We start from the raw sequence: 18,208 nt of genomic DNA on the forward strand, positions 1-18,208 counted from the left end.
GGGAATCCAATGGCAGGCCAGGAGCAGCAGCAGCCGCAGTCACGCGACAGCCAGGTCGAAGACGACATCCCCGAGGCACCCCCGGCACCGCCCGAGGCGCAGGCTTCGGCGTCGACCGAAGGCGTGGACGACCTGCTCGACGAAATCGACGGCGTCCTGGAATCCAACGCCGAAGAGTTCGTCCGGGCATTCGTGCAAAAGGGCGGCCAGTAACCCGGACCCGGAAGGTGGCGGAAGCCGCGGACGGCCGGAATCTGTACCGACGTTGAAGTACCACGTTCAAGGAGTGATGAGTGCAGGAATCAACCGCCAACCAGGTAGCCGCCAACGCCACCTCGTCCTTTACGGAGCACCTGCAACGGGACCGGCCCGAGCTACTGCCCTTTAGCCGGTCCCTCCAGGGCGGCGTGTCCGGGGCTGCGCCGTTGCAGGTTCCGCACGCCACCACGATCGTGGCCATGAGTTACGGCGGCGGTGTCCTGATGGCGGGCGACCGGCGCGCCACCATGGGAAACATCATTGCCAGCAGGCACATCGAGAAGGTCTTCCCGGCAGACCACTTCTCTGTCCTTGGCATAGCCGGCACAGCCGGAATAGCGATCGACCTGACGCGGCTCTTCCAGGTTGAACTTGAGCACTACGAAAAGATTGAAGGAACCCAGCTCAGCCTCGAAGGCAAGGCGAACCGGTTGGGGGCCATGATCCGGGGCAACCTTCCCATGGCCCTGCAGGGCCTTGCCGTGGTGCCCCTGTTTGCAGGGTTCGACACCAGCGCCGGTGTCGGACGGCTGTTTTCCTATGACGTCACCGGGGGCAGGTACGAGGAACACGAACACCATACCGTGGGTTCCGGTTCCGTCTTCGCCCGCGGAGCCCTGAAGAAACTCTGGCGGCCCAACCTCACCCCGGCTGAGGCGCTGTCCGTCGCCGTGGAGTCCCTGTACGACGCCGCCGACGACGATTCCGCCACGGGCGGCCCGGATACCGTCCGGCAGTTGTGGCCCGTGGTTTATACAGTGGACAGGACGGGAGCCCGCCGGGTGCCCGAGGCCGAACTCGCGGCTGCTTCGCGCAGCGTGATCGAAGCGCGCACCATCGCCGGACGGGAGGCCTGAGATGACCCAGCAGTTTTATGTCTCGCCCGAACAGCTGATGAAGGACCGCGCGGATTTCGCGCGGAAGGGCATCGCCCGCGGCCGGTCGGTGGTTGTCATCAGCTGCGCCGACGGCATCGCACTCGTCGCCGAGAACCCATCGCCGTCCCTGCACAAGATCGGCGAAATCTACGACAAGATCGCGTTCGCCGCCGTGGGCAAGTACAACGAGTTCGAAAGCCTGCGCCAGGCCGGCGTCCGCTATGCCGACGTCCGCGGGTACTCGTATGACCGCGAGGACGTGACCGCCCGCGGCCTGGCGAGCGTATACGCCCAAAGCCTGGGTGCCGTCTTCACCGCAGAGCAAAAGCCGTTTGAAGTGGAACTGGCAGTAGCCGAAGTGGGCTCCACGCAGGCCGAAGACCACCTGTACCGGCTGACCTTCGACGGTTCCATCGCCGATGAGCACAGCTTTGTGGTCATGGGCGGCCAGGCAGACAAGGTGTCGTCAACCATCGAGGCAGGATGGCAGGCGTCCCTGGGCTTCGCCGACGCTGTCCGGCTGGCTTTGAAGGGTCTCACGCCTGCCCAGGAGGGTGACCAGCCGGCAGCACCGCTGCCGCCCGGCGCCCTCGAGGTGGCAGTTCTGGACAGGCTTTCCGAAAGCTCCCGCGGCTCCCGGCGTGCTTTCCGCAGGCTGAACGACGCGGACATCACAGCACTGCTGGCCTAGGAGGACGACATGGACAAGAGAATCTTCGGCATCGAAACCGAGTTCGGGATCTCTTACTCGAGCCCCGACTCGAGGCCGCTGGCCCCGGAAGAGGTGGCCCGGTACCTCTTCCGAAAGGTGGTCAGCTGGGGGCGCTCGTCCAACGTGTTCCTCACCAACGGTTCGCGGCTGTACCTCGACGTAGGATCCCACCCGGAATACGCCACCGCCGAATGCGACGACCTCGCCCAGCTGATCGCCCATGACCGTGCGGGTGAGCTCATCCTGGATGACCTGGTTGATGAGGCCCAGGCCCGGCTGGCGGCCGAGGGCTTCAACGGCACCGTATACCTTTTCAAGAACAACACCGACTCCGCGGGCAACTCGTACGGCAGCCACGAGAACTACCTCATTCCCCGCCGTGGGGAATTCTCCCGCCTGGCCGAAATCCTGATCCCGTTCCTGGTCACCCGCCAGCTCATCGCCGGCGCCGGAAAGATCCTGAAGACGCCGCATGGCGCCACCTATGCGTTCTCCCAGCGGGCCGACCACATCTGGGAGGGAGTGTCCTCAGCCACCACACGGTCGAGGCCCATCATCAACACCCGTGACGAGCCGCACGCGGACGCGGAGTTTTATCGGCGGCTGCACGTCATTGTGGGCGACTCGAACATGTCAGAGGCGACCGCCCTGATGAAAGTCGGAACCGTTGACCTGGTCCTTCGGATGATCGAAGCGGGCGTGATCATGCGCGACATGCGGATGGAAAACCCCATCCGCAGCATCCGCGAGATCTCCCACGACCTCAGTGGCCGGGCATTGGTCCGCCTGGCCAATGGACGCCAGCTCACCGCCCTTGAAATCCAGCAGGAATACCTCACCAAGGTGACGGCCTTCGTCAATGAACACGGCGCCCACAACCCGCATGTACCGCTGATCCTGGATCTGTGGGAGCGGACGCTGCATGCCATTGAATCCGGTGACACCAAGGGCATTGACACCGAAATCGACTGGGCCATCAAGAAGAAGCTGATGGATAACTACCGCGAACGCCACGGCCTTGGCCTGGACGCGCCCCGCATTGCCCAGCTTGATCTGACGTACCACGACATTTCCCGCAGCCGGGGACTTTACTACCTGCTGCAATCCCGTGGAGCGGTCCGCCGCATCGTGGACGACACTGTCATCAAGGGGGCGGTGGACGCGCCGCCGCAAACCACCAGGGCCAAGCTGCGCGGCGACTTTGTCCGCCGCGCGCAGGAGTTGGGACGCGACTACACGGTGGACTGGGTGCACCTGAAACTGAACGACCGCGCCCACCAGACGATCTTGTGCAAGGATCCGTTCCGCAGCGTCGATGAGCGCGTCGATGCGCTTCTGGACTCTATGGGCTGACGTCCAGCTTCAGGGTCTATTCTGGATAAGGTCCTTTTAACGGGACCTCTTCACGGCATGCTCCGCCGCCATGCGGAGTGTCGTATCCACCCTGCCCCGACGAAAGTTTTCCTACGTGCGCCGACTACTAGCAATCCTCCTTCCCGGCCTGCTGCTCCTGACCGCCTGCGGAGGCACCGCCTCCCAGCCAGAGCCCAGCAGCCAGTCCGCCGGGGAGACTGCAAAGTTCGACTCCCTCAAGCTGACCGACAACGGGGACAAGAAGGCCCCTGGCGTGGACTTTGACAAGCCACTGGCCGTGACCCAGCCAACCATCAAAGTGGCTTCCGAGGGCAAGGGCGACGCCGTAAAGGCCAACCAGGTTGCCAAGATTTCCATCCTCGCCCTGAACGGCACGGACGGCTCCCAGCTCGAGGATACGTTCCCCAACGAGCCGGAAAGCCTGGAGCTGAATGACGAGCTCAAGACCAGCAGCGCAGTCATCTACAACGCTTTCGTGGGCGCCAAGGTTGGATCCAGCCTTGCACTGGCCGTTCCCGGCCAGCAGAGCGCGGCATCGGCCAGCCCCAGCCCTTCCGACGGCGCCAGCCCCAGCCCGAGTCCGGAAGCCGGGCCCACCCAGCTGCTGATCATCAAGGTGCTTTCCGCATCCGATCCCACCCCGGTCCTGGACAAGCCCCAGGGCGAAACCGTGACGCCGCCGGCCGGGCTGCCGACCATTACTGAAAAAGACGGCGTTCCCGAAATCAACGTTGCCGGTGCGGCTGCCCCCACATCCCTCGTGTCCCAGGACCTGATCAAGGGCTCCGGCGCCACCGTCAAGGAGTCCGACACGCTGACCGTGAATTACGTCGGCGTCAACCTGGCAGACGGCACCAAGTTCGATTCCAGCTTCGACCGCGGCCAGCCGGCCACCTTCCCGCTGACCGGGGTCATCAAGGGCTGGACCCAGGGCCTCGCCGGCAAGACCGTTGGGTCCCGCGTCCTGCTGGTCATCCCCAAGGACCTGGCCTACGGCGACGCCGGCCAGGGGCAGGCAAAGGGCGACCTGGTCTTCGTAGTGGACATCCTCGGGGTCAAGTAGCAAGACTTACATGGACGCCGCGTCCCTCGCGGCACCCCATCAGCACTTACGGATAGGAGCAAGCATGTCTTTTGGACAGCGGGAATTTGACCGCCAGAAGCCCGAAATCGATTTTCCGGAGGGCGACGTCCCCACGGAACTCGTCATCACAGACCTGATCGAGGGTGACGGCCGGGAAGCCAAGGCAGGGGACACCGTCTCCACCCACTACGTCGGCGTTGCCTGGTCCACAGGCGAGGAATTCGACGCCTCCTGGGGCCGCGGTGCACCCCTGGACTTCCGCGTCGGCGTCGGCCAGGTCATCCAGGGCTGGGACCAGGGCCTGCTGGGCATGAAGGTCGGTGGCCGCCGCCGCCTGGAGATCCCCTCCGAGCTGGCCTATGGCTCGCGCGGTGCCGGTGGCGCGATTGCTCCCAACGAGGCACTGATCTTCGTCGTGGACCTCGTGGCCGTGCGCTGACCCAGGCGCCAACACAGCCGGGAGCGCGGCAGTACTGGAGGAAGTTCCTCCGGTACTGCCGCGCTTTCTGCTTTCATCGGGGGAGTTTAGTAACGTAACGAGCGTGTCCCTATCCCGCACCGAACGACTCCTCAACCTGCTGATTGCGCTGCTCAACACCCGCTACGGGCTGCACCGCAGCGAACTGCGCGAAAAGGTCTACCACGACACCTCCGGCAATGACGTTGCGTTCGGACGGATGTTCGAGCGGGACAAGAATGACCTGCGGGCAATGGGCTTCGACGTGGAGACACTGACGGACATGGGCTGGAGCGAGGACGACCCCGCCACCACCAGGTACCGGATCGGCAAGGAGTCCAACCGGCTCCCGGACGTCCAGCTGGGGCCCGACGAGTGGACCGTCCTGCTGCTGGCCTCCCAATTATGGGAGCGCGCGGCACTGGGCACCGCCGCCCAAAGCGCGCTCCGCAAACTCCAGGCCGCCGGCAGGATGGCGGACGTGGAACTGCCGGCCGGGGTCCAGCCCCGGATCAAACCCGCCGGCCAGGCCTTTGATGACATCGTGGCCGCCATGCACGCCCGGCATCCGGTCACTTTCACGTATCTCGCCGGCACCACCGGCAAAGAGGAGGAACGCACCGTCGAGCCCTGGGGCCTGGGCAGCCGCTTCGGCCAGTGGTACCTCATGGGCTACGACCGGGCACGCGAGGCACCCCGGCATTTCCGCCTGTCGCGCTTCACCAGTGCCGTGACCACATTGGCGAAGGAGCAGTACACGCCGCCGGTGGACTTCAGTATCCGCGCAGAGCTGGACCTGTTGCCGGAACTGCCGCTGCGCACCGCCGTCGTGGACGTCAAGGAGGGGCACCTGCTGGCCCTCCGCCGTCGTGCTTTTCAAGCCACCCAGGACCAGGCCACAGGCCGGCCAGGTGCGGGCTACGACAGGCTCTTCATCGAGTACCGGGACCCGGAGGTGCTTGCCGAAGAGCTGGCCTCCTACGGACCCGATGCCCTGGCAGTGGAACCGGCTGAACTTGCTGCCGCCGTGAGGCGCAGGCTCCAGGCGGCCGCCGCGTTCAGCGACGCACCTGTCCCCGACTACACGTTCGCCGATGCCCGTGCCCGGACCGCCCGGAAGGGAACGTCTGAGGACCAGCTCAAGCGCATGCTGCAGTTGGTCCCCTTCCTGGTCCACAACCAGGGGCTGCACATCCAGGACGTCGCAAAGCACTTCGGCGTCACCCGTGAAGAGCTCGAGGCAGACCTTCGGATCCTCATCTGCTCCGGGCTGCCGGAGGGTTATCCGGACGACCTGCTCGATATCCAATGGGAAGACGACCACGTCTTCATTACCCAGGACCTTGACCTGAAGAAACCTGTCCGGTTTACCGTGGCGGAGGCATGCGCTTTGCTGACAGGTCTTGAAACGCTCAACGGCCTGCCGGACCTTCCCGGCGGCGGCGCGCTGGAGTCGGTTACCTTGAAGCTCCTGGCGGCCGCAGGCGAGGAAGGGCTGCAAGCTGCCTCCATTGCCGGGCCGGAGGTTGCACCTGCCGACGCCGCAACCCATGCCACGGTCCGCCAGGCCATCGAGACCCGCTCCCAGCTCCACCTGACCTACCTTTCACCCCAGCGTGACGCCGTCACCGAGCGCGACGTTGACCCGCTGCGGCTGTATTCCCTGGACAACACCTGGTACTTCGAAGCCTGGTGCCACCTGGTGGACGGGCTGCGGAACTTCCGCCTGGACCGTGTAGAGGACGTTCACCCCAACGGAGCGCCTGCCGCCCCGCACGGGATACCGGAGGGCGGGGTCCCGGCCAAGCTATTCACCCCGAACGACGACGACACCACCGTCACCGTCCAGCTCACCCGGCAGGGGAGGGGGCTGGCGGAGGACTACTACGCGGAGCGTACCGCGGAGTTGCCCGACGGCGGCCTGGTGGCAGAGATCCGGTTCGGCAACACGGCGTGGCTGCCGATGTTCGTGGCCCAGCATGGCGGTTCAGCCCGGATTCTGGCCCCTGCGGAGCTGGCTTCCGCCGCGCGGGACTGGCTTGCGGCCTCGCTGGCCGGCTACGACCGATAGACTTCTCACCATGCCTTGGTGGTCCTGGATTCTCATATGGGTGGCGCTTGTCGCCGTTGCCCTGCTGTTCTATGTCCTGCTGGGCATCCGTCTCTTCCGACAGTTCATGGCCACGGTGAAGGACCTCGCTGCCGCGGGCGAAAAGCTGGGACACCTGAGCCCCGTCGAGGTGGCGGGTGAACCCGCGGATCCGTCCGGGCCCCTGCCGGGTTCTGCCGTTTTTGCCTCGCCCGCCGTCATGCGACATGATTACGAGGCATCCAAATGGGCCCGGCGCGAGGAACGCCGCCGTCGGCGAGTGCAGCGTAAAAAGGACCGGGGCCAGCCGCAGGCGCTCGGAGATCTCGACTTCACATAGAAGTAGGATGTACTTAGAGGAAAGGATTTCCCGTGGGAAGACTCTTTGACGGCCCCTGGCCGATCGTAATCATCATCGTTGTAGCTTTGCTTCTCTTCGCCGCCCCCAAGCTTCCGGCCATGGCCCGCAGCCTGGGACAGTCCATGCGGATCATCAAGTCCGAGGTGAAGGAAATGAAGAACGACGGCAAGGCCGACACCACCGACGCAAACGGTCCGGTGGAAGGCACCATCGTGAACCACCCCAAGGCGAAGCCCGGTGAGCCGACAGACGGCACTGACGTTCCGCCGTCGACCCGCGCCTGACCTCCCGTGGCACTGTCGCGGGCCCGTAAAGCCAATCCCGAGGGGCGGATGTCACTTTGGGAGCACCTCAAGGAGCTGAAGAACCGGCTGATCAAGTCGGCCATCGGCGTCGTCATTGGCGGCATTGGGGGCTGGATACTTTACGATCCGCTGCTGAAGGCCTTGGCCGAACCGGTTAACCGCATTTCCGATGAGACCGGCGGCCTTGCCGCCATCAACTTCGGGACCATCGCATCACCGTTCGACTTCAAGCTCCAGATGTCGCTCCTCATTGGCGCGGTCATCTCCAGCCCCATCTGGATCTACCAGCTCTGGGCCTTCATCACGCCCGGGCTGACATCGAAGGAACGGCGCTACACGCTGGGCTACATGGCTGCTGCCATCCCGCTCTTCCTGGCCGGAATCTGGGTGGGGTGGCTCGTGGTGCCGCAGGTGGTCCACGCGCTGACCCAGTTCACCCCGGCAGGCTCCTCCAGCGTCATCGATGCCCGGACCTACATCGAGTTCGTCACCCGGATGGTGCTCATGCTGGGCCTGGCCTTCCTGGTGCCCGTAGTGCTGGTGGGCGTCAACATGGCCGGGCTCGTATCCGGCCACACCATCCTCAAGGCCTGGCGCATTACAGTCTTCCTGGTCTTCGTCCTGGCCGCCATTGCCGCGCCGGGCGCGGATGCGATTTCGATGTTCATGCTTGCCGGACCGCTGCTGGCGCTGTTCTTCGCGGCAATCGGCATCTGCATCATGAACGACAAGCGCCGCGACCGCCGCCAGGCCCGGCAGGTCGAGGAAACCGAGGCCACAGCGGACGTCGCAACCCCCAGCAGTGAACTGAAGAAGCTCTAGCCTGCCGTTAGGCTTGGGGTATGTCCTCCACCACCGGACCCTTCTCCGCCGGGCCCATCGATCCTGAAGAAATGTCGCCGGCCGAGAGGTACCGTGCCAGCGCCGAACGCCGGGCCGAGGCCGCCACCTACCTCGGGGCGTTCATTCGGACCCTGGACTTCGAGCTTGACGACTTTCAACGGCAGGCCTGTCTTTCCCTGCAGCAAGGCAAGGGAGTCCTGGTGGCTGCCCCTACCGGTGCCGGGAAGACCATCGTGGGGGAGTTCGCCATCTACCTCGCGCTGCAGCGGGGACTGAAAGCCTTTTACACCACACCCATCAAGGCGCTCAGCAACCAGAAGTTCAGTGAACTCACCGCTAAATATGGTGCGGACAATGTGGGCCTCCTGACCGGCGACACCAGCATCAACGGGGATGCCCAGGTGGTGGTCATGACCACCGAAGTCCTGCGGAACATGCTCTACGCTGATTCGGCCACTCTGGGCGACCTCGGCTACGTGGTCATGGATGAGGTGCACTACCTCGCCGACCGGTTCCGCGGGGCTGTCTGGGAGGAAGTCATCATCCACCTGCCCAGCGAGGTCCAGGTCGCCTCACTGAGTGCAACCGTTTCAAATGCCGAGGAATTCGGGGCCTGGCTGGACACCGTCCGCGGCGACACAGACATCATCGTCTCCGAGCACCGCCCGGTGCCGCTGTGGCAGCACGTCATGGTGGGCCGCCGGATCATGGACCTGTTTGCCGGAGAAACCACCTTCGACGAGATCGCTCCGCCCGTGGAGGAAGACGACCTGCAGCCGGCCTTGTCCGGCACATCCCCCGACGCCGGCAAGGGACGTGGTTTCGACGTCAACCCGGACCTGCTGGCAGTGGCCCAGAGCGAGATGCGGCAGAGCTTCCGCAGCAGGCCCGGCCCCGGCGGAAGGGGCCAGCGCGGCCGGCGCGGAAACGACCGCCCCGCCCGTGGCGGCGAGAACACGGGAGTGCGCCCCGCCAGCCGCCCCCAGGTCATCGCCAGCCTGGACCGGATGGACCTGCTGCCTGCCATCACCTTCATCTTTTCCCGCGCAGGCTGTGAGGCTGCCGTGGCCCAGTGTGTCTCGTCCGGCCTCTGGCTCACCACCGAAACAGAGCAGCGGATCATCGCCCAGCGTGTTGACGAGGCGGGGCAGGACATCCCGGCCGACGACCTTGACGTCCTGGGCTTTTGGACCTGGCGCGACGGATTGCTCCGGGGGTTCGCGGCCCACCATGCCGGAATGCTGCCGACCTTCAAGGAGGTGGTCGAGAAACTCTTTGCCGATGGCCTGGTCAAAGCTGTCTTCGCCACGGAAACCCTTGCGCTGGGCGTCAACATGCCCGCCCGGTCCGTGGTGCTGGAAAAGCTGGACAAGTTCAACGGCGAAGCGCATGTGGACATCACCGCAGGGGAGTACACCCAGCTCACCGGCCGTGCGGGCCGGCGAGGCATCGATGTTGAGGGCCACGCCGTGGTGCTGTGGCAGCCCGGTACAGACCCGACGGCGGTCGCGGGACTGGCATCGCGGCGCACCTACCCGCTGAATTCCAGTTTCCGGCCCACCTACAACATGAGCATCAACCTGCTGGCGCAGTTTGGCCGGGCCAGGGCCCGCGAGATCCTGGAGTCCTCCTTCGCCCAGTTCCAGGCGGACCGCTCCGTGGTGGGCCTGGCCCGCCAGGTGCGCAGCCGCGAGGAATCCCTGGCCGGTTACGCAAAATCGATGACCTGCCACCTGGGTGACTTCACCGAGTATGCGCGGCTGCGCAGGGAACTTTCCGACGCCGAGAACGCCACGTCCCGGACCAAGTCCCGCGTCCGGAAGTCCCTTTGCGACGATTCACTGGCGCGGCTCCTGCCTGGGGACGTGGTCAACGTTCCCGGTGGCCGTGCCCCGGGGCCCGCCGTCGTCCTTAGTTCGGACCACGCCAGCCGCGAGCCGCGCCCGGCCGTGCTGACGCTGGACAACCAGCTGCGCAGGATTGGCGCTGACGACCTCGAGGGTCCCATCGCGCCGGTTACCCGGGTCCGCATCCCCAAGTCCTTCAACGCGAAGGTGCCCAAGTCCCGCAGGGACCTGGCGTCCTCTGTCCGGAACGCGCTTCGAGAGAACCGTCCGCCCGCCCCGGGCCAGAACCGCAACCATGACTTCGGCCGGGCCGCTGCCTTGCCCAACCAGGAAAGGCGCATTGCGGATCTTCGCCGGGCCCTGAAGGCACACCCGTGCCATGGGTGCAGCGAACGCGAAGACCATGCCCGGTGGTCGGAGCGCTGGTGGAAGCTAAGGCGCGAAACGGACGGCCTGGTCCGCCAGATCCAGGGCCGCACCAACACCATTGCCAAAACCTTCGACCGGGTCTGCGACGTCCTGTCCGTCTACGGTTACCTGGAAGACGCGGGAGACGGCCGGCTGAATATCAGCGCGGACGGCCAGCGGCTGCGCAGGATCTACGGCGAGAAGGACCTGTTGATCTCGCAGTCCCTGCGGCTGGGCGCATTCAATGACCTCGACGCCGCCGAAGTTGCCGCGCTGGCCAGCGTACTGGTCTACCAGGCCAAACGCGAGGACCGGGGCCTGAGGCCGCGCATGCCCAGCGTCTCCCTGGAGACCGCCGTCGACACAGTGGTGAAGGAATGGTCCGTCCTTGAGGATGTGGAAGAGGAACACAAGCTCCCCCTGACCGGTGAGCCTGAACTGGGACTTGTCTGGCCGCTGTATAAGTGGGCCCGTGGCCGCCATCTGCAGGATGTCCTCAGCGGCACCGATCTTGCCGCGGGCGACTTTGTCCGCTGGGTGAAGCAGGTGGTGGACCTTCTGGACCAGCTTGCCAAGATCCCCGGACTGGACCCGCGGCTGGCACGGCTCTGCGCCGAAGCGATCAACCTCATCCGCCGCGGCGTCGTGGCATATTCTTCCGTCCTTTAGCCCCGATGACACCCGGCCAGCCCACGCCGGCACCCCCACACCCCAGGAGTCTGCCCCCATGCCGCGCCCCGATGCCACTTCCCACTCTGATGCCGCCTCCCGGCCCGCCCCGGTCCTGTACCGCAATGGGTCCGTTTACACCGCGGCGGATCCATTCGCAACGGCCATGCTGGTGGACGGCGGCACCGTTGCCTGGGTTGGATCTGAGCAGGCCGCATCCTCCATCGCAGACAGTTCCATGGAGATCATCGACCTCCGTGGCGCCCTGGTTGCACCCGGCTTCGTCGATTCGCACATCCATCTGACGGAAACCGGGATCGCCCTGGAATCGCTGCAACTGGGCACGGCCACGTCGGCACGCGCGCTGCTGGACGCCGTCGCCGCGGCTGGAGGGGAAGGGCCGGTGCTCGGCCACGGCTGGGACGAAACCAGGTGGGCGGACTCCGCCCTGCCCAGTGCCGAGGAACTGGAGCGGGCGTCAGGGGGCCGCCCGGTCTACCTTTCCCGGGTTGATGTGCACTCGGCCCTGGTTTCGACGTCCCTTGTACAGTCCGCGGACCTTCGCGGCAAGGACGGGTACGACGGCGGCGCCGGGGTCACGCGGGCAGCCCACGACGCAGCGCGGCTGGCAACCCGGCAGCTGCCCCAGGAAGTGCTGAAGCGGCACCAGGCCCGTGCCCTGGCGGAGGCTGCGGCGAACGGGTACGTCGCGCTGGCCGAAATGGGCGCACCGCACATCGGCGGGCCTGAGGACCTGAGGCTGGCCGCAGGATGGAACGACGCCGACAAGGACGCGGCGCGCTTTCCTGAGGTGCTGCCGTACTGGGGGAGCTGGTTTCGTCCGAGGCGCAGGCCCGGACCCTTGTGGAGCAGCTTGGTTGCGGCGTCCGCGGACTGGCGGGGGATTTGAACATCGACGGGTCGCTGGGTTCCAGGACCGCCGCCCTGCGCGCCGGCTACAGCGATGCCGGGCAGGAACGCGGCAGCCTGTACCTCAGCGTCGAGCAGGCGGCTGCCCACCTTGCCGCCTGCTCCCTTGCCGGGATCCAGGGCGGTTTCCATGTGATTGGCGACGCCGGGCTGGACGCCGCGCTGGAGGCGCTGGACGTGGCGGCCAAGGAAGTCGGGGAGCAGCGGGTGCGGGCGGCGGGCCACCGCTTCGAGCACGTGGAGATGGCTGATGCCGCGGCCGTGGCAAGGCTGGCGCACTACTCGGTGACCGTCAGCGCCCAACCGTCCTTCGACGCAGCGTGGGGCGGAGCCGGGGGCCTCTATGAGCAGAGGCTGGGGGAGCGGAGCCGGTCGATGAACCCTTTCGCTGCCTTCTATTCAGCCGGGGTTCCTGTCTGTTTCGGCAGCGACAGCCCGGTCACGCCCCTCCGGCCCTGGTCCAGCGTGCGTGCCTGTGTGGAACACCACAACGTGGACCAGCGCATTTCCGCGCGCGCAGCGTTCCTGGGGCACACCCGTGCGGGCTGGAGGGCCGCACGGCACGCCAACCCCATGGCCGGGCAACTGGTTCCCGGCGCACCGGCCAGTTTCGCCGTCTGGGAGGTGGAGGAGCTGATGGTCCAGGTGGCTGACGGCAGGGTGCAGTCATGGAGCACCGATCCGCGGGCCAGGACCCCACTGCTGCCCGCACTGGACACAGGCTCCGACCCGGTATGCCTGCAGACCGTGAAAGACGGTGCCGAACTCTACGCCAGCCCGGCCCTGCGTTCCTGACCCATAATCCTCCGCCCTATAATGGGGAGTTGCGCCCGCCGCCGGCCAGCCCGGCATCAGGTGCTCCGACCACTTCCACCAGGAAAGGCCCTTCGTGCGCGTCCTTACGATCATTCCCACCTACAACGAACTGGAATCGCTGCCCAAGACGCTCCAGCGCCTTCGGAAGGCCGTTCCGGCGTCGGACGTGCTGGTGGTTGATGACAACAGCCCTGACGGCACCGGCCAGCTTGCCGACGGCTTCGCCGCCGAGGACTCCCAGGTCCACGTCCTGCACCGCAAGGGCAAGGAAGGCCTGGGCGCCGCCTACATCGCCGGTTTTCGGTGGGGCCTGGACGCCGGATACGACGTCCTGGTGGAAATGGACGCCGACGGCTCACACCAGCCCGAACAGCTTCCCCAGCTGTTGGAAGCCGTGGACAAGGGCGCGGACCTGGCCATGGGCTCGCGCTGGGTTCCCGGCGGCAGCGTGGTCAACTGGCCGCTGTACCGCCAGGCGATCTCCCGGGTGGGCAGCACCTACGCCCGGCTGATGCTGGGGCTGCGGATCAAGGACGTCACCGGCGGCTACCGCGCCTTCCGCAGGACCACCCTGGAAAAGCTCAACCTGGACCAGGTGGATTCCGTGGGCTACGGCTTCCAGGTGGACCTGGCGTGGCGCGTGGCCAAACTGGGCCTGCGCATCGAGGAGCGCCCCATCACCTTCGTTGAGCGCGAACTGGGCGCCTCCAAGATGAGCGGCAACATCGTCGTCGAAGCGATGGTCAACGTCACCCGGTGGGGACTGGCCGCCCGCTGGAACACCTTGACCGGCAGGCTGAAGAACAAGCAGCCTTAGCTTTTCCCTGGGCCGCCCTCCGCGGCCTTCTGAGGACACAGGAAAAGGGGGCGGCCCCGCACCAAAGTGCGGGGCCGCCCCCTTTTTTGCGGCTGGCCTTATGCCGAGCGGCGCTCTCCGCGGCGCTCCCGCAGGATGGTCAGGCGGTCCTCGAGGATCTGTTCAAGTTCAGGAAGCGAGCGGCGTTCCAGCAGCATGTCCCAGTGCGTGCGGACTGCCTTGTCATTGCTGGTGTCCGGCTTTTCGCCGTCAACCAGGAGCGCTTCCTTGCCGGTCTTGGAGACCCACACCGGAGGAATTTCCGCCTCGGAGGAGAACGTGACGAAAACCTGCTCGCCATCTGCGCAACGGTATTCGACCCGCTGGCGCGGAGCCGGCTCAACTCCGGACTCGGTCTCCATGCTCTGCGCACCAAGGCGCATGCCCCGCAGGCTGCGATCGCTCATGATTTCTCCCTCTGGTCGGTTCGCGGATGAAATCTCCGCGTTAGCCGGTGGCGACGTTGCGCCGCCGGACTAGTGTGTGCACTGTGCTGCATCATAAGATTCAACGCATTGCGAAGCTTGGTTGTTCCAGCTGGTCTTCTCCTGCCGGACAAATACCCAATTATACGGGCTTTAACACGTCTGCACCAAAACAGGGAGGGTTTGGCGGCTAGCCACCGAACCCTCCCTGTCTTGGTCAAGAGCCTAGGGCTGCGTGCGCTCGATGGGCGCCTCGTCGAAAAGTCCGCCGGCAGGCTCCGCGCTGGTGCCGCCAAGGGCGTTGCCGATTCCCTTCAGGGCTTCCCCAACTTCACTCGGGATGATCCAGAGCTTGTTGGCCGAGCCCTCAGCCAACTTGGGCAGCGTCTGGAGGTACTGGTAGGCCAGCAGTTTCTGGTCCGGGTTTCCCTTGTGGATGGCGTCGAAGACCTTCTGGATGGCCTGCGACTCGCCGTCCGCGCGAAGGATGGCAGCCTTGGCTTCGCCCTCTGCGGCCAGGATGGACGCCTGGCGCTGGCCCTCGGCGGTGAGGATGGCCGACTGCTTGGTGCCTTCGGCCGTGAGGATTGCTGCGCGCCGGTCGCGTTCGGCACGCATCTGCTTCTCCATGGAATCCTGGATGGAGTGGGGCGGATCGATGGCCTTCAATTCCACCCGTGAAACGCGGATGCCCCAGCGGCCTGTGGCCTCATCCAGGACGCCGCGCAGCTGTCCGTTGATCTGGTCCCGCGACGTGAGGGCTTCCTCCAGGTTGAGGCCACCCACCACGTTGCGCAGGGTGGTGGTGGTGAGCTGTTCCACGGCCTGGATGTAGTTGGCGATTTCATACGTGGCCGCCCGCGGGTCGGTCACCTGGAAATAGACCACCGTGTCGATGGACACCACCAGGTTGTCCTCGGTGATGACGGGCTGGGGTGGAAAGGACACCACTTGTTCACGCAGATCCAGCAGCGGCAGGAGCCGGTCCACAAAAGGAATCAGGATGGTCAGGCCCGGATTGAGCGTCCGCTGGTACTTGCCGAGCCGTTCAACAACGCCGGCGCGGGCCTGCGGAATGATCCGGACGGACCGGACCAAAACTATGATGACAAAGACGATCAGAACCACCAGCACAATGGCCAGTGCGGTTCCGCCTGCGTTTTCCATACAACTCCTTGTTCCCCAATTGTCAGGCTGTATCAGGCCCGGTGGCCGCCGTGGGCGGTACCGAAACCACTGCTGTTGCGCCGTCAATGGCCGCTACGACCACCGTCTGGCCTGCGGGAAGCACTCCCGCAGCGGAGCGCGCACTCCATATATCGCCGCCGATTTTCACCAGGCCGCCGTCGGACGTCACGGCCTCCATCACCACAGCCGGCTCACCGATCAGCCGGTCCACGTTGGTCCGCTGCTCCGAGGGGCCCTTCTTCAGGTGGGACAGTGCCACGGGCCGGACAAAGGCCACCATGAGCAGCGACACGATGCAGAAGATGACTACCTGGAGCCAGGGTTCGGCGCCGGCGAAATCGGCTACCAGTGCGGCGAGCGATCCGCCGCCAAGCATGATGAAAAACAGGTCAAGGGTGATCATCTCGATCACTGCAAACGCCAGGAAAGCCGTGAGCCACAACGCCCACCAGTTTTCCCCAAGCCATTCGAACATTCCTGCTTCCCCCTTCGTCACGGGGGAGCCGCGTCCGCGGACCCGCCAGCAACTGTCTTTTCATCCTAGTCCGCGGACCTGGCCTGTGGGCCGGTTCACAGCTGGTGCCGGGGGATAGTGGCCAAGTCGTTACGGGGAACCGTGGGTCCTGGGCCTGAACACCAGGAGCCTGAACTTTGCGTCGGCTGTCACCGGCTCCGGGGAGTGTTCCAGCCGCGCAGCGATCTGCCCCAGGTCCAGGTGGTGGCCGGCCGGGCCCATGAACGCCAGGTCCGCGGCGGCGGCCCGGCCCAGCGCCAGCGGGATGTCGACGTCGACGCTGCTGGCCGGCTCGAAATGCCCCGCCATCGCCCCGGCCAGGCGCTCATCCTTGCCCTCCTCAATGCCAAGCATCCCGGTGAGGGCGGCGATGTCCCCAAGGTGCCCGCTCCGTGGCGTCACCACCACCAGCACGCCGGTGGGTCGAAGGACCCGGGCAAACTCAGCCGGGTTCCGCGGAGCGAAGACCACGGTGACCGCATCCACCGAGTTTGCTGCTACCGGCAGCGGCTGCCAGATGTCCCAGACCAGGTTCACGGCCTCGGGATTGAGCCGGGCAGCGCGGCGAAGGGCAAATTTGGAAATGTCCAGGCCGACGGCGGACGCGTGCCGCCCGCTGGCCGCCGCCGTGTCGAGGATCTCCCGCAGATAGTGCCCGGTCCCTGTCCCCGAGTCCAGAACCACGGCACCTTCCTGCGGCAGGTTGGGCACGACGGCGGAGGCCACCGCCCGCGCCAGCGGCAGGTAGTGGCCGTTCCCCAGGAAGTTGAAGCGCGACGCCACCATGGCGGCACTGTCCGGTTCGAAGGGCGTGCCCTTGCCCACCAGGAGGTTGAAGTAGCCCTGCCGGGCGGCGTCGAAGCTGTGGCCGTTCGGGCACACCAGGCGGGGCTGGCGCGCGGCCGTTGCCTCCAGGTGTTCCAGCGGATGTGAGCAGACGGGGCACAGGAGGTGGAGATCCGCGGCAGGCATGGGAACCATCTTAGGACGGGACGCCCTGCGCCCCTGCCGTTCGTCACTGCCCCGGGTGACGGCGAAGGTCAGCCGAGCGATATGCCTGCCGGCCCGTCGTCGAAACCCAGCCCTTCCCGCGCCTTGCTGATGCCGGGTTCAGCCCAGTGCGCCGCATACTCGGCGTTGCTGCTCAGGGACCGGAGTTGGGCACGGTCTATGTACAGGATGCCGTTGAGGTGGTCCGTCTCATGCTGGACGATGCGCGCCTGCCACCCGGAAAATGTCCGCCGCTCCGCCGCGCCGTCGGGCGTCTGGTACTCCAGGACCACGGTGTCGGGCCGCGCCACCACCGCCTGGAGCCCGTTGAGGGAAAGGCACCCCTCATAGAACGACGCCAGTCCCGTCCCCGCCGCCGTGTACCGGGGGTTGAGGATGGCCAGGAACTCCAGCGGGCTCCGGTTCCGCAGTGCCGCGGCGTCGGGATCGACGTCGAACTGGTCCTCCAGGACGGCGAGCTGCAGGGGGATGCCCAGCTGAGGGGCAGCGAGGCCCACCCCCGGGGCCTCGTGCATGACCTCGCGCATGACCCCGATAAGGCGGGCCAACTGGCCGGCGGACAGCTGGCCGTCGAAGGCGGCGGCACGCTGGCGCAGGGCGGGGTGGCCGGCCTGGACGATGGGCGGGAGGGACCCGGCGGACAGGATCCGCTCAACAATCTCACGGATGTCGTCGGCGCCGGCGGTTGTTGGGGGAACAGTCTGGGTCATGGGGACAGCCTACTGGCGGAGCGGCGCAGGACCCTTGGACTAGGGTCTACTGCATGGCTGATGATTCTTTCCCGCAGGCATCCCCGCTGGAGCACGTCCTGGAATTCATCCGGGTCCTTGAAGCCGGCGGCGGTGCGGAGGACATCCGGCCGTTCCTGTCGGAATCATTCCTGTTGACGGAGGCTCCGCACCTTTTGGCCCCGGAAGGGTCCACCCGCCCGCTGGCGGGAGTGCTTGACGGTGCGGACCAAAGCCGCGAGGTGGTGAAGGACCAGCAGTTCACGGTCCGGCGGACCACCTGTGAGGGAAGCCGGGTGGTGGTGGAAGCCGACTGGTCGGCCACCGTGCTGATGGATCTGCCCTACTGGGACCGTGGCGAGACGATCCGGGCCAGGACATCGTCGGTGTTTGAGGTGCGCAACGGCGTCATCGTCAGCCAGGACAGTTACGACTGCTATTTCCGGTAGCCCTGC

The 18,208-nt window shown here is 66.0% G+C and carries 18 protein-coding genes and 1 pseudogene; 14 read left to right on the forward strand and 5 right to left on the reverse strand.

Annotation, left to right across the window (positions count from 1 at the left end; genetic code table 11):
- Positions 1-9 precede the first annotated feature (9 nt).
- The 13 genes and pseudogenes from OUO20_RS06965 to OUO20_RS07025 all read left to right on the forward strand — a co-directional run bounded on the left by OUO20_RS06965 (position 10) and on the right by OUO20_RS07025 (position 13,848).
- Positions 10-213: a ubiquitin-like protein Pup gene (locus tag OUO20_RS06965; RefSeq protein WP_018761343.1), complete on the forward strand. Its 204-nt coding sequence runs from the start codon at positions 10-12 to the stop codon at positions 211-213.
- A gap of 80 nt (positions 214-293) precedes the next feature.
- Positions 294-1,115: a proteasome subunit beta gene (gene prcB, locus OUO20_RS06970; protein ID WP_018771119.1), complete on the forward strand. Its 822-nt coding sequence runs from the start codon at positions 294-296 to the stop codon at positions 1,113-1,115.
- Between the two features lies 1 nt (position 1,116).
- Positions 1,117-1,827 (forward strand): proteasome subunit alpha, encoded by a 711-nt coding sequence (gene prcA, locus OUO20_RS06975; RefSeq protein WP_018771118.1) that lies wholly within the window; start codon positions 1,117-1,119, stop codon positions 1,825-1,827.
- Positions 1,828-1,836: 9 nt separating this feature from the next.
- Positions 1,837-3,201 carry a Pup--protein ligase gene (gene pafA, locus OUO20_RS06980; protein WP_056390354.1) on the forward strand — a complete coding sequence of 455 codons (1,365 nt, stop codon included), beginning with the start codon at positions 1,837-1,839 and terminating at the stop codon, positions 3,199-3,201.
- A gap of 115 nt (positions 3,202-3,316) precedes the next feature.
- Positions 3,317-4,285, forward strand: a complete 969-nt coding sequence (locus tag OUO20_RS06985; protein WP_268003149.1) for an FKBP-type peptidyl-prolyl cis-trans isomerase — start codon at positions 3,317-3,319, stop codon at positions 4,283-4,285.
- Between the two features lie 64 nt (positions 4,286-4,349).
- Positions 4,350-4,745 carry an FKBP-type peptidyl-prolyl cis-trans isomerase gene (locus OUO20_RS06990; RefSeq protein ID WP_018771115.1) on the forward strand — a complete coding sequence of 132 codons (396 nt, stop codon included), beginning with the start codon at positions 4,350-4,352 and terminating at the stop codon, positions 4,743-4,745.
- 103 nt (positions 4,746-4,848) lie between these two features.
- A complete protein-coding gene (locus OUO20_RS06995) occupies positions 4,849-6,834 on the forward strand; it encodes a helix-turn-helix transcriptional regulator (protein WP_268003150.1) in 1,986 nt (661 codons plus the stop codon).
- A gap of 10 nt (positions 6,835-6,844) precedes the next feature.
- Positions 6,845-7,192, forward strand: coding sequence for a hypothetical protein (locus tag OUO20_RS07000; protein ID WP_026266053.1), 348 nt, complete (start codon positions 6,845-6,847; stop codon positions 7,190-7,192).
- 32 nt (positions 7,193-7,224) lie between these two features.
- Positions 7,225-7,497 carry a Sec-independent protein translocase subunit TatA gene (gene tatA, locus OUO20_RS07005; RefSeq protein ID WP_018771112.1) on the forward strand — a complete coding sequence of 91 codons (273 nt, stop codon included), beginning with the start codon at positions 7,225-7,227 and terminating at the stop codon, positions 7,495-7,497.
- 48 nt (positions 7,498-7,545) lie between these two features.
- Positions 7,546-8,340: a twin-arginine translocase subunit TatC gene (tatC, locus tag OUO20_RS07010; protein ID WP_018771111.1), complete on the forward strand. Its 795-nt coding sequence runs from the start codon at positions 7,546-7,548 to the stop codon at positions 8,338-8,340.
- Between the two features lie 20 nt (positions 8,341-8,360).
- The gene (locus OUO20_RS07015; protein ID WP_268003151.1) at positions 8,361-11,285 is read left to right on the forward strand and encodes a DEAD/DEAH box helicase; all 2,925 of its coding nucleotides are present in this window, start codon (positions 8,361-8,363) and stop codon (positions 11,283-11,285) included.
- A 58-nt stretch (positions 11,286-11,343) separates the two neighbouring features.
- Positions 11,344-13,010 (forward strand): annotated as a pseudogene (locus tag OUO20_RS07020) (amidohydrolase).
- A gap of 94 nt (positions 13,011-13,104) precedes the next feature.
- A complete protein-coding gene (locus tag OUO20_RS07025; RefSeq protein WP_268003152.1) occupies positions 13,105-13,848 on the forward strand; it encodes a polyprenol monophosphomannose synthase in 744 nt (247 codons plus the stop codon).
- Positions 13,849-13,946: 98 nt separating this feature from the next.
- Here OUO20_RS07025 and OUO20_RS07030 read toward each other — a convergent pair whose 3' ends face one another.
- The 5 genes from OUO20_RS07030 to OUO20_RS07050 all read right to left on the reverse strand — a co-directional run bounded on the left by OUO20_RS07030 (position 13,947) and on the right by OUO20_RS07050 (position 17,735).
- The gene (locus tag OUO20_RS07030) at positions 13,947-14,294 is read right to left on the reverse strand and encodes an RNA polymerase-binding protein RbpA (protein ID WP_026266052.1); all 348 of its coding nucleotides are present in this window, start codon (positions 14,292-14,294) and stop codon (positions 13,947-13,949) included.
- 243 nt (positions 14,295-14,537) lie between these two features.
- On the reverse strand, positions 14,538-15,479 hold the full coding sequence (locus OUO20_RS07035) for an SPFH domain-containing protein (protein ID WP_268003153.1): 942 nt from the start codon (positions 15,477-15,479) through the stop codon (positions 14,538-14,540).
- Positions 15,480-15,501: 22 nt separating this feature from the next.
- Positions 15,502-15,975: an NfeD family protein gene (locus OUO20_RS07040; protein WP_141160411.1), complete on the reverse strand. Its 474-nt coding sequence runs from the start codon at positions 15,973-15,975 to the stop codon at positions 15,502-15,504.
- 129 nt (positions 15,976-16,104) lie between these two features.
- Positions 16,105-16,986: a putative RNA methyltransferase gene (locus tag OUO20_RS07045; RefSeq protein ID WP_268003154.1), complete on the reverse strand. Its 882-nt coding sequence runs from the start codon at positions 16,984-16,986 to the stop codon at positions 16,105-16,107.
- 68 nt (positions 16,987-17,054) lie between these two features.
- The gene (locus OUO20_RS07050; protein WP_142072879.1) at positions 17,055-17,735 is read right to left on the reverse strand and encodes a peptide deformylase; all 681 of its coding nucleotides are present in this window, start codon (positions 17,733-17,735) and stop codon (positions 17,055-17,057) included.
- Positions 17,736-17,788: 53 nt separating this feature from the next.
- Between OUO20_RS07050 and OUO20_RS07055 the strand changes: the two genes are divergently transcribed.
- The gene (locus OUO20_RS07055; protein ID WP_268003155.1) at positions 17,789-18,202 is read left to right on the forward strand and encodes a nuclear transport factor 2 family protein; all 414 of its coding nucleotides are present in this window, start codon (positions 17,789-17,791) and stop codon (positions 18,200-18,202) included.
- Positions 18,203-18,208 lie beyond the last annotated feature (6 nt).

The sequence above is a fragment of the Arthrobacter sp. FX8 genome (genome assembly GCF_026723805.1).
Classification (GTDB): domain Bacteria; phylum Actinomycetota; class Actinomycetes; order Actinomycetales; family Micrococcaceae; genus Arthrobacter.